We start from the raw sequence: 12,214 nt of genomic DNA on the forward strand, positions 1-12,214 counted from the left end.
AATAATGTTTTTAACCGCTTACAATAATTTATAGTAATTAATTTTGTAACGTTACTATATCTTGTTTGTAATACAGGGATAAAAGGAATGAAGTGAGAGCATTTTATTAATGAGGAGGCTATACTATCATGAAAAGGAAACTTTTGCTAATTCTTGCTCTAACTGCGATGGTTGCTAGTGTACTTGGAGGATGTTCGAAAGGCGGAGGTGCTGAAAGTGCAGATGGAGTAATCTCCATCGATTTCTGGGCAGCGCCAAATCCACCCCAACAAGTATTCTGGAAGGAAATGGCTGATAAATATGCTGCCGTTAACCCTAAGGTGAAAGTTAATGTAAGTGCCATCAAAGAATCTCCAAGTTCCGAAGCAAGTATTCAGGCGGCAATTGCAGGCGGCAATGCGCCTACGATTTCCGAAAATATCAACCGTGGCTTCGCCGCTCAGCTGTCTAACAGTAAAGCGCTTGTCGCACTTGAAGAACTGCCACAATTCAAGGAAATCATTGAAAAACGCAACATGGCAGAAACGATTAAGCCTTGGGAATTTGCTGATGGTCATCAATACGTGCTTCCGATCTACTCCAATCCGATGCTGATCGGCTGGCGTACAGATATTCTTAAGGAAATCGGCTATAATGAGCCGCCAAAAACATATAGTGAAGTACTTGATGCAGCAAAGAAGCTAAAAGCAAAATACCCTGATAAATTCATGTGGGGGAAAGGTGCTGACTTGGCTGATCCTACGGCCTGGAAGCGTTGGTTTGATTTCTTCATCATGTATAACGCTGCTTCCGATGGCAACAAATTTATCGAAGGCTCCAATTTTGTAGGTGATGAGAAGGCCGGTATAGAGATGCTTACGTTTGTAAGTGATCTTGTGAAGGAGAAAGCGGTCCTTACCAAGCAGGCAACAGACCCATTTGAAACAGGCTTGGGTGTGTTCACCGATATCGGTCCATGGACGTTTGATATGTGGAAAGAAAAATATCCTGAATTGAAATACAAAGAAAACTATGATCTTACGTTGCCTCCGGTACCAGACAATATGGATCCGGCTGATTCCAAGACTTATGCCGATGCGAAGGGGCTTGTGATCTTTGCAAGCGCTCCGAAAGATAAACAAGAGGCTGCTGCAGAATTCCTCAAATGGGTATATTCCGATAGTGCCAATGATGTTGCTTGGTTCCAAAAAACAAACTTGCCTCCTGCGCGTGACGACTTGATGGAGCTTGAAGAGTTCAAAAATGTCATAGCAGAGAAGCCAGAGCTTGGACCTTTTGCAGAAGCTGTATCCAAGGCAGTTCCTTCTATTGATAATCCACGCTTTAATGAACTGCAAACGTTGATTGGTTCAGAAGCTTTTAACAAAATTGTTCGTGGCGAAATTGATCCGCAGACGGCTTGGAATAATATGAAGAAAGCCATTGAAGGGGAACTTCAGCAATGATCAATAAACAAAATAATCGGTTGGGCTGGCTCTTTGCCAGTCCCTACCTTATTTTTGGACTTATATTTTTCCTGGGCCCGCTCGTCTGGTCGTTCTATCTTGCCTTTACAAATTGGGACTTGATAGCACCGACGTATGATTTTGTGGGGTTCAAAAACTTTGCGAAGGCATTGGCATCACCGGGTGTACAATCTTCGTTCTGGGTTACGTATAAGTTCATGCTGCTATTTGTGCCACTTGTTACTGTGATGTCTTTGGCAGTAGCTGTATTGGTACAGGGGTTGCCAAAGTTAAAGAGCTTGTATCTGATTGGCTTCTTCTTGCCATATCTATCTTCAGGGGTTGTATCTTCTCTGATTGCCAAAGGCTTTTTGTCTTATAACAGCCCTGTAAATCAATTTTTGCGCAATACCTTTGGTTGGGATATTGACTGGCTTGGATCACCTATCTCAGCCCTTGCTATTGTAGGAATTATTCTGGCCTGGAAATTTACCGGTTATTATGCGCTCATACTAACCTCAGGTCTTGAGAGTATTGATCGTGAAGTGTATGAAGCTGCCGCGATTGATGGTGTTACGGATCGTCAGCGGTTCTGGAAAATTACGTTGCCGCTGTTATACCCAGCTCTCTATACAACCTTAATATTATCCTTTGGGGTCACTTTCGGAATATTTACAGAGGTGTACCAGTTAACAGGCGGTGGGCCAAACTATGCAACGAATACATGGCAGATGGAGATCTACAATCAGGCCTTTACGAATCTGCAAGCAGGATATGCATCCGCAATTGCTATCCTGGCGTCTGTAGTGACCTTTATCTCCATTTTCGTGATTAGAAAACTTCTGGAAAGTTGGGGTAAGCGAAATGGTTGGGTCTAAAAGAAAAAGCAAACTTCGTCTTTCAATCCGATATATTGTTGCGACAGCGCTGTTGCTTGTAATGGTCTACCCTTACCTGTATATGGTGCTTAACTCCTTTGCAGATTGGACACAGATTGATAAGCAGCTTGTACCCTCGAAATTTACGTTGAAATCATATGGATGGTTGTTCACGGGTGGAGAAGTTGGTATTGCCAGACCATGGGTGAACTCATTTTTTAACAGTATTCTTGTGTCCTTGGCATCTACGGCTCTTATGATGTTGTTTGGTGTCATGGTAGCATATGCGCTGTCCAAGCTGAATTTCAGAGGACGCGATACGGTGAATAACTTTGTATTGTTCCACATGTTCTTTCCGGCGATTATACTGCTCATCCCTCAGTTTCTCGTGATTCAAAAGGTGGGGCTGTATGATACGTACTGGGCTATGATCATTCCAAAGGCTGTCAGCTTATGGGCGATCTTTATGTACACCAACTTCTTCAAGGCAATTCCTACTGTATTCATTGAAGCGGCAAAGCTTGATGGGGCCTCTGATTTCAAGATTCTGTATCGAATTATGATGCCGATGTCGAGGTCTATCACAGCTGTCATCTTCTTATTCTTGCTGATGGAACGTTGGACAGAACTCCTATGGGATATGCTTGTTGTGCGCAGTGATAATATGCTGACCCTGAACGTACTCTTATCCCAAATGTTCGGACCTTATGGAAGCTATCCGGGTCCTTTGTATGCAGCATCCGTAATTCTTACGGTTCCGATTATCATCATGTTTGCGATCTTTGGTAAGAAGTTCAAGGAAGGCATGCAGTTTAGTCTTAAATAATAGGGTGCCATTATTTTTCATCCTGATGAGCATAGCATGAGGTGGTATTGTGGGAGCAGCGGAGATAGATTCCAAGGTTTTGTGGTGGCGCCGTACTGTTTTCTATGAGATTTACATGCCAAGCTTTTGCGATGGCAACGGAGACGGCGTGGGTGATTTTGTGGGGATAACTTCGAAGCTGGATGATCTAAAGACATTAGGGACCGACGGCATATGGCTAACCCCGTTCTACAAGTCGCCAAAAGTGGATAACGGCTACGATATTGCGGATTATTACAACATGGATCCTGACTATGGAACGATGAAGGACTTTGATGCTTTTATAGAAGCCGCTCATCAGCGTAATATCCGCGTCATCGTGGATCTTGTATTGAACCATACTTCTTCCTCACACCCGTGGTTCCAAGCGTCCAAATCTTCTAAGGACCATCCCAAGCGTGATTGGTATATCTGGAAAGACCCTGTAGATGAAGGCATGCCGAACAACTGGGAGTCTTTCTTTGGGGGTCCGGCCTGGGACTATGACGAAGCAAGCGGACAGTATTACTATCATGCGTTCGCAAAGGAACAAGTCGATTTGAACTGGGCAAATCCAGAAGTCAGAGAAGCCATGAAGGAAGTGATGGGCTTCTGGTTGGATAAGGGCGTAGATGGATTCCGCCTTGATGTCATTAACTTTTTGAAAGTGTCCGCTCAATTCCCAGACAATCCGTATCAGGACAATGGAGAGCAGGATCATCGATATGACAAGGATCAGGACGGAATTCTGGATACGATTCGAGAAATTTGCGAATTCGTTCATCAGCGTGAAGGGGTCTTTATGGTTGGTGAAGTAGGTTCTGAGGATATGTCGCTCCTGAAGCGGTATAGTGGGAATGGTCTTCTTGATGTTGTGTTTAACTTCAACCTGGGTAGTCAGGAGCACTATCAGCCGAACCAGCTGATGGATCAAATTCTTCTGATGGAACAGGTACATCGCCCAGATCAGGTTCCGACCTTGTTTTTCAGCAGTCACGATATGGCAAGGCATATTAGCCGTTTTGGCGAAGGGAATCCTGAACTTGAAGTGCTTCGCGCAAAGCTGATGGCAACCTTTATGCTTACAGGTAAGGGTGTCCCTTTCCTTTATTACGGAGAAGAGGTCGGGATGAGGGATTATTACTGCCCTTGTATTGAGGATATGAGGGATATTCAAGGGCTAACGCATTATCAGTTGGCAAAAGCAGAAGGGTTGTCGGAAGAAGAAGCGCTTCGACGCGCGAATGAGAAGAGCCGTGACAAATCGCGTACCCCGATGCAGTGGGACGGAAGCGAATATGGAGGCTTCTCTAATGTGAAGCCGTGGATCGCGATGGGACCGGGCCATAATCAGATTAATATAGAGGCTGAGCGGACAAAATTGGATTCGATCTATATTTATTATCAGCAACTGCTAATGCTTCGTAAAGATCATCCCTCGCTTGCTGAAGGGGGCTACTCCAATATCGAGTGTAGAGGTAATACGTTGATTTATACGAAAAATATATCAGAAGACGTATCATTTGTTGCGCTCAATTTTGGAGCAGAGTCTGTGGAAATAAGCCTGGCCGAAGTGGAGAACCTTTCGCTTCAATTTGCAATTGCCTCACAGCCTCTGGAGGATGACCAAACAGATAGCAAGATCATATTGCAGGGTCATACTGGCGCAGTATGGATCAGCCGTAAATAAGTTTTTATATTGATCTTATTTTAGTTATTTCATTGATATAGCAAGGGTAAAGAGCAACGAAAACAGGATAGGAAAGGGAGAAATCCACCATGGCATTGTATAAATCCGATGTGAAAACATGTGAAACGTTATTGAAGGAGTACCAGGCGAAGGATTCACTGGCCAAAGACCCAGTAAAACTGAGCTTTACTGGTGTAGGTAACAAGGATGTATATAACATTACGGCTCCTTTTGAAGACCAGGGCGAACTGGTTATTGCAGGCCGTGTGGAATCCAGGGACAGCGAACATTCTGAAATTCATTTCTTTGTTGAAAAGGGTGGGGATTGGGTGCCCCGCGAAGGTGCGCCTGTATTTACCCTTCAGGATCCATTTTTCACTTTTATTCATGGTGAGCTTGTTCTAGGCGGTGTTCAGATATTTCCGCATCCTACACAAAAAAATGCGTTGATGTGGCGGACGGTGTTCTACAAAGGGAGAAGCATTCAGCAATTGACCCCATTTTTTGTTGGTCCGGATGCCATGAAGGATCTTCGTCTAGTGGAGCTTTCCAATGGAGAAATCGGCGTATTTACTCGCCCTCAAGGAGAGAAAGGTGGACGCGGGAAGATTGGCTTCACAACAGCCAGGAGCCTCCAAGAGCTGTCGATCGCACTGGTGAATGACGCCCCGCTGCTTCAAGATCAATTTGTTGATGAGGAATGGGGCGGAGCCAATGAACTTCATATCTTGAAAAATGGACTTGTTGGCGTTCTTGGTCATTTTGCCTCGTTTGATGATGAAGGAAATCGTTATTATTATCCGATGATATTTGCGCTCGATCCTGCAACAGGAGAGTATTCTGACATTGAACTGATAGCGACTCGTAACAAGTTCCTTCCAGGTGCAACGAAGCGTCCGGATTTGGTCGAGGTTGTATTCAGTGGTGGATTGGTGCGAAAAGCGGATGGAACAGCTGATTTGTATGCGGGTATCAGTGATGCTGAAGCGCATCGCTTGACAATTGCTGATCCATTTTTGAAATTTGAGCAAAATTAAGCTTAGGATTGGAGTACGAGACACCATGAATATCTATAGATACGAAGAGAACCCACTGATAACACCTGCCGATGTTAGGCCGCATCGGGATGATTTTGAGGTCATTGGCGCATTCAATGCAGGCGTTGCCGAATACAATGGAGAGATTTTATTGTTGCTTCGTGTGGCAGAACGTCCTATCAGCAAGGATTCGATGATTGTGAAAGCTCCTGTATATAATGTGGAAACGAAGCAGCTTGATATTATCGAATTGCGTAAGGATGACAAGCGATATGACTTCTCCGATCCACGCGTTATTCGCAATGTATCGAAGAGCGCGACGTTCGATTATTTGACCAGCTTATCATATATCCGTATTGCTCGCAGCAAGGACGGGCATCGCTTTACAATTGACGACGAACCGTTGGTATATCCATCCCAGTCCCTTGAGACGTTTGGGATCGAGGACCCGCGTGTGACCCAAATCGGGGATACGTATTACATTTACTTCTCCGCTGTATCTCCGGTTGGTGTTGGCGAATCGATGGTATCGACGAAGGATTTCATAAACTTGACTCACCATGGCATGATTTTTGGACCTGACAACAAGGATGTATTGATCTTCCCGGAGAAGATTAACGGTAAATTCTATGCGCTGCATCGTCCCACGACGAGGAGTACTGGCAATCCGGAGATGTGGATCGCTGAATCTGACAATTTGCTGTATTGGGGCAACCACAAGCACCTGGCAGGTCTTCGTGAAGGCATGTGGGATAGCGGCCGAATGGGCGGAGGCGCAGTTCCATTTAAGACGGAGAAGGGCTGGCTGGAACTTTATCATGGCGCAACACTGGATCATCGCTATTGCATGGGTGCGCTCCTATTGGATCTGAACGATCCATCCAAGGTGCTTGCCCGCTCTGAGCAGCCGATTATGATGCCAGAAGCTGATTATGAAAAGAAGGGCTTCTTCGGCGATGTTGTCTTTTCCTGCGGAGCTGCTGTTCATGGCGATGTTGTGAGAATGTATTACGGTGTATCTGATACATCGATGGCATGTGCCGAACTTAGCGTACAAGAAATTCTCGACAGCTTAAAATTTGAATAAAATATACGGCGCTGATCAATAAGGGACGCCGGCTTAGAACAAACCCCACCATATCTCTGGTGGGGTTTTAGGTTTAAACGGATAGCAACCTGTACTTTTATAATCTTAAGAGAACACATCCAGCCCTTCCATCCTGGACAGGTAGAGCTTGATACGCTGGCGGATGTCTCCAAGCTCTGAATAAGTGACGTTTAGCGCAGTGTGGTAGCAGAAGCTGGGGAAAATCTCGCGATAGACGAAATAACGTGATGGCAGCTTAACCTTTCCATGTCCATTCCATTCCGCCGCGCTTTTGAGGCTAGGGATACTTAATGTATTTTGCCGAATGGTCAGCTGGGTGTTGTCAGACATCATGAAGTTAATAAAGGCTTGAGCTGCCTGCTTATTCCTGGAGTTCCTGTGAATCGCCAGGCCGATGGCAATGACCAGAGTCCGGGGCGTGCCCAGATAGGGCAGCGGCGATATATCATAGGAGAAATCGACGTCCTTGATCTTGTTCAGGCAGAAGTAAGACGTCAGGATCATCGACACCTTCTGCTGGCAAAATAGCATCTCAGCATCGTCATCATTCTCCGATCTGAACGGCGGAAAAACCTGATCGAGCAGTTCCTTAGATATCTGCAAACTCTCGGTAAGCGCGGCTTCATCAAGGTTCAGCTGCTTGTCCTCACCGTTGCTGCGATGAAAGCGGACGTTATTCTGCAGCAGGAAGATAGGCCAGCGATTATCGGATAAATAGTGGAAGAAGAACCCGTGGCGAACTGTACCTTCGGCGAGTAACTTCGCGGTTTTTTTGACGGTATCCCATGTCCAGCTGCTGTCTGGTTCCGCTAGTCCCTTCTCAGAGAAATGCTGTTTATTGTAGCAAAGAATGATCGGCGAGAATAAGAAGGGCTGTACATATAAGTTCCCATCACGCATAAAAGGTTCCGTCAAGACCGGATAGACCCCTTCTATCGGCTGCAGCGGCTCTAATAGCTCAGGTGGGCTGTCAGACTCTGCAAACAGCTCAAAATTCTGATTGTTAATCGCCATTACATCAATGTCATCGGTCTCCATAAAATCTCGCATCGTTGGTTTCGCGTGGCTTGAGGGCATCGGGATCATAGTGACGCGGATCAGCGGATGCTGCTTATGAAATTCGTCCACCAATGCCTTGAGATCAGCTTCCTCGAAAAGCGAGGGATAATATCCGAATTTAATGGATACCCCGGCAGGTGCTTGCCGAATACGATTTCCTACGCGCGGTATTTTCTCAATGAACCCTTCAGATACCAGTAGATCCAATCCCTTGCGTACGGAGTTCTTGCTTAATTGAAACCGCTCGGCTATATCGTTCTCGGAGGGGAGAAAGCTTCCTTCTGCCCAAATTCCGGTTATGATTTCGTTCCTTAATGAAGCCAGCATTTCCTCATAACGTCTTCTAAAGGTAGAGCGCTTGGGACCTTCCGTCATTTCTATACACCTCTATTCCAATAAATACCTTATTATCAAATGATTAATTATATCATTTCTAAAGAAAGGTCAAAAAGTCCACTTTTGATACGAATAGCGATCGAGGCAAATTCAAGGCTGAGCGTCCGCGACACTAATATGGTTCTTGTGTTCAAATTACAATTGACAGCGTTTTCTAACTTAGATTATAATCTGTTGTGAACCAGATAAGCAACATAATTATGTGATTGAAATTAATGATATATTTTATTCTTATAATGACAAAGGAGGGTTATAGCCTGTTTAATGCAGGTTTCTGGAATTATTATGTTATACATCTGGTTCATAGTGGCGGATGTGTTCTCACCTCAAGTGTGAATATTCGTGGATGAATCATAGAAAGGCGGCGTTCCAATATGGAAGCATTGAAAATTCTTGTCACGATGCCGAAGGGCGAAATCTTTGATACCTTCTTCAATGAAGATTTAAAATCGAAGCTGGAAGAGATCGGCGAGGTCATCTGGAATGATAGCACAGCACAATATACCAAATTCCAAATATGTGAGAAAATCAAGGATGTCGATATCTGCGTTACAGGCTGGGGGACGGTGACTTTTGACGAAGAAGTATTAAATCACGCCAATAAGCTTCGTCTAATTGCACATACAGGCGGTTCCGTTAGACCCTATGTTACGGATGCGGCATATGATCGCGGGATTCGTGTGGTAAGCGGCAATGAAGTGTTCGCCGAGTCGGTAGCAGAGAGTGTAATTGCTTATGCATTGGCATCTTTGAGGGATATTCCGCGTTATTCCGGCGATTTGAAGCGGGGAATCTGGCCATCAGGCTTCTATAATAAAGGGCTGTTAGATAAGACGGTAGGCTTGGTAGGCTATGGCATGATCGCGAAGATGGTTGTTGAGATGCTGAAGCCGTTCCACGTCAAGATCAAGGTGTTCTCTCGTCATATTTCTCAGGAGGAATTGACGAAGCATCATATGGAGAAGGCGGAGCTCCCTGAAATATTCTCGACCTGCGATATCGTCTCTATTCATAGCGGCATGACACAGGAAAATTATCATCTGATTACAGAAGAACTGCTTAATATGATGCCTGAAGGTGCTCTTCTTATTAACACGGCACGCGGAGCTGTCATCGATGAAGAAGCTTTGTGCAGAGTGCTTGTGAAGGAGAAGATTCATGCGGTACTTGACGTATACGAAGTTGAGCCGCTGCCGGCTGATCATAAGCTGTTAGAAATGAGGAATGCTATTTTAATGCCGCATATGGGTGGGCCAACGATTGACCGACGTTTGATCGTAACTCGCTCAGTAATTGGAGATATTAAGCTCTTTTTGCTAAACAAGCCTATGAAGTGCGAAATCGATCGCGCCTATGCGGCCAAGATGTCGACCCATTAGAGATTAGAGATAAATAGGAGGGATAAGGATGGAGGTATTCGTCAAGGGTGCGCCGGAGGATGCTCAGGATATTATAGACTTTGCGGATATGGTTTTTAGTAAAAATTCGGGACCACATGATTTTGCTCAATTGGTTCCAAAACTCTATAGTGATGGAGCCGATACGCAGAAGTATCACTATCTGGTCAAAGAGAATGGGAAGATCAAGGCGATGGTCTGCGTACTGCCGGTTACCTGCAATGTAGCAGGCATACCATTGAAGGTTGGATGCATCGGTTCCGTATCCGTGCATCCGCGTTCGCGTGGCAAAGGCTATATGCAGAAGCTGATGAACATGGCAGTGGAAGACATGAAGGCGCAGGGTTATTCCATGAGTGTTCTTGGTGGTCAACGCCAGCGGTATGAGTTTTTTGGCTATGAGCCGGCAGGGATCAAGCTTGAATTTACGTTAACCTCAGATAATATTCGCCATAAATACAAAGGGCTGGATTCAAGCGGAATTCGCTTTGAACCTTTGTTTGATGATAGTTCGCAGCTTGATGATGCTTATCAGTTGTATCAGCAAGGGGTCGTCAACGGGGCTCGAACCAAGGGGCAGTTTGTCACTATTTTGAGAACATGGAAAGCAGAGCCGCTGCTTATTTTAGAGAATAGCAAGTTTATTGGATATGTGGTCTTGTCTAAAGAGGGTAACGGCGTACATGAGCTTGAAATGATTGACCCTACTCTGCTGCCGGTAGTTAGCAAAGCGCTGAGTGCAGAGAGAGGGCTTGACGAGCTTCATTTTACGGTTCCTCCCTATGATCTTGGGAAGATCGCCTTATTAGGCGATGTATGCGACTGGTATAGAACTAGCTTTGAATATAATTATCATATTATGGATTATCCCTCGGTGATCGAGGCGTTCTTGAGATGCAAAGCGCAGAGCAGGATGCTGCAGGACGGCCGTATTGTACTTGGAATTGAAGGCTCTGACATTGTAGAAATCGTTGTGCAAAATAATCAGGTCGTCGTGAACAAATATGATCCTGACCCTACAGACATCCAGGCGCAAATGACCCTGACGAAACGGGAGGCCACTGCTCTGTTTTTCTCTCCGTTAAGCGAATATACGAACGGGAAGCAGACAACACGGCCATTGAACCTTCCTTCGGGCTGGTTGCCACTGCCTTTGTATATCCCGTCATTGGATATCTGCTGACTTGGAAGCCATAAAATGATCTGGAAAGCATAAAAACAACTTTGAGGTTGAGCTTTCAACTTTTCGCACCGCGCGCAGCTCCCAGCGCGCGGTGCATTGCTGTATGACGGCGGTCGGCCAAACCACATTAAGAAGTTGTTTTTTGCCCCAATTGTTGGATAGAGATCGCTTAAACAGTTCGCCGTCGTTTCGTACATCTAACGGAACTCCAAGCCCTTATTTGCGGGAAAAAAGGGTGATTAATTTTCTAACGGAAATGTGAGGCGTTATTTGCTTCAATCGAGCTGAAAAAGGGCGAGAAACACAAAATAAGGTACTCTATTTCCGTTAGATATTGCCAGGCCGTGATTTTGGCGAAATAGCGGCATGTATTTCCGTTAGGGAGAGGAGGAATCAGGAGGAAGCCGTAACTTTTGATGATACGCCGAGCCCCAGGATCTCCGCAGGACTAAGGTACGATGATACGCCGCACCCGGGATTCCCGCAGAACTAAGTTTCAATGATACGCCGCACCTAGGGCTGCCGCAGAACTAAGGTTCGATGATAGCCGCACCTAGGGCTACCGCAGAACTAAGATTTGCTGAAATCTCGCCCCCCAGGGCTGCCGAAGAACTAAGTTTCGATGATACCTCCGCCCCCAGGACCTCCGCGGAACTAAGATTTGCTGAAATCTCGCTCCCCAGGGCTGCCGCAAAACTAAGATCGATGGTGTGCCCGCGGTATCTTCGCAGAGGATAGGTCGCTTAAGCAGCTCGCACACTTATTTCTAACGGAACTCCAAGCCCTTATTTGCGAGAAAAGAGGGTAATTAATTTTCTAACGGAAATGTGAGGCGTTATTTGCTTCAATGGAGCTGAAAAAGGGCGATAAAACGCAAAATAAGGTACTCTATTTCCGTTAGATTCTGCTAGGCTGTAATTTTGGCGAAATAGCGGCATGTATTTCCGTTAGGGAGAGGATAGCCAGAAGGGAGCCGTAACTTTTGATGATACGCCGCCCCCAGGACCTCAGCATAACTAAGGTTCCATGATACCTCGCCCCAGGACCTCAGCAGAACTAAGATACGATGATCCCCCGCGCCCCAGGATATCCTAAGTTCTGATGATGCCCCGCTGCCAGACCTCCGCAGAAAGGAGATAGAGAGCCTGCTTCTGCGGGGGGAGTACCATGTCGATGT

Annotated in this window: 9 protein-coding genes; 8 read left to right on the forward strand and 1 reads right to left on the reverse strand. The window is 45.6% G+C overall.

The window, feature by feature from the left end; all coding sequences use genetic code 11:
• Positions 1–128: 128 nt before the first annotated feature.
• From BFJ94_RS23830 to BFJ94_RS23855, 6 genes are all read left to right on the forward strand, one after another.
• Positions 129–1,445: an ABC transporter substrate-binding protein gene (locus BFJ94_RS23830; protein WP_068782667.1), complete on the forward strand. Its 1,317-nt coding sequence runs from the start codon at positions 129–131 to the stop codon at positions 1,443–1,445.
• Positions 1,445–2,323, forward strand: a complete 879-nt coding sequence (locus BFJ94_RS23835) for a carbohydrate ABC transporter permease (protein ID WP_229716894.1) — start codon at positions 1,445–1,447, stop codon at positions 2,321–2,323. The genes BFJ94_RS23830 and BFJ94_RS23835 overlap by 1 nt, the downstream gene beginning before the upstream one ends.
• Positions 2,310–3,149 (forward strand): carbohydrate ABC transporter permease, encoded by an 840-nt coding sequence (locus tag BFJ94_RS23840; protein ID WP_068782665.1) that lies wholly within the window; start codon positions 2,310–2,312, stop codon positions 3,147–3,149. Before BFJ94_RS23835 ends, BFJ94_RS23840 begins: the two co-directional genes overlap by 14 nt.
• Positions 3,150–3,198: 49 nt before the next feature.
• Positions 3,199–4,857 carry an alpha-glucosidase gene (locus tag BFJ94_RS23845; RefSeq protein WP_229716879.1) on the forward strand — a complete coding sequence of 553 codons (1,659 nt, stop codon included), beginning with the start codon at positions 3,199–3,201 and terminating at the stop codon, positions 4,855–4,857.
• 89 nt (positions 4,858–4,946) lie between these two features.
• Positions 4,947–5,894: an MTP-1 family protein gene (locus tag BFJ94_RS23850; protein ID WP_120464844.1), complete on the forward strand. Its 948-nt coding sequence runs from the start codon at positions 4,947–4,949 to the stop codon at positions 5,892–5,894.
• Positions 5,895–5,919: 25 nt separating this feature from the next.
• On the forward strand, positions 5,920–6,981 hold the full coding sequence (locus BFJ94_RS23855) for a BtaManbiosPhlase (RefSeq protein ID WP_068782663.1): 1,062 nt from the start codon (positions 5,920–5,922) through the stop codon (positions 6,979–6,981).
• A gap of 105 nt (positions 6,982–7,086) precedes the next feature.
• Here the strand turns inward: BFJ94_RS23855 and BFJ94_RS23860 are convergent, their stop codons facing one another.
• Positions 7,087–8,436, reverse strand: coding sequence for an extracellular solute-binding protein (locus BFJ94_RS23860; protein WP_120464845.1), 1,350 nt, complete (start codon positions 8,434–8,436; stop codon positions 7,087–7,089).
• Between the two features lie 395 nt (positions 8,437–8,831).
• Between BFJ94_RS23860 and BFJ94_RS23865 the strand changes: the two genes are divergently transcribed.
• The gene (locus BFJ94_RS23865; protein ID WP_120464846.1) at positions 8,832–9,836 is read left to right on the forward strand and encodes a hydroxyacid dehydrogenase; all 1,005 of its coding nucleotides are present in this window, start codon (positions 8,832–8,834) and stop codon (positions 9,834–9,836) included.
• A 28-nt stretch (positions 9,837–9,864) separates the two neighbouring features.
• A complete protein-coding gene (locus tag BFJ94_RS23870; protein WP_120464847.1) occupies positions 9,865–11,037 on the forward strand; it encodes a GNAT family N-acetyltransferase in 1,173 nt (390 codons plus the stop codon).
• The last annotated feature ends 1,177 nt before the right edge of the window (positions 11,038–12,214 follow it).

Source organism: Paenibacillus aceti, assembly GCF_003614185.1.
GTDB classification, from domain to species: domain Bacteria; phylum Bacillota; class Bacilli; order Paenibacillales; family Paenibacillaceae; genus Fontibacillus; species Fontibacillus aceti.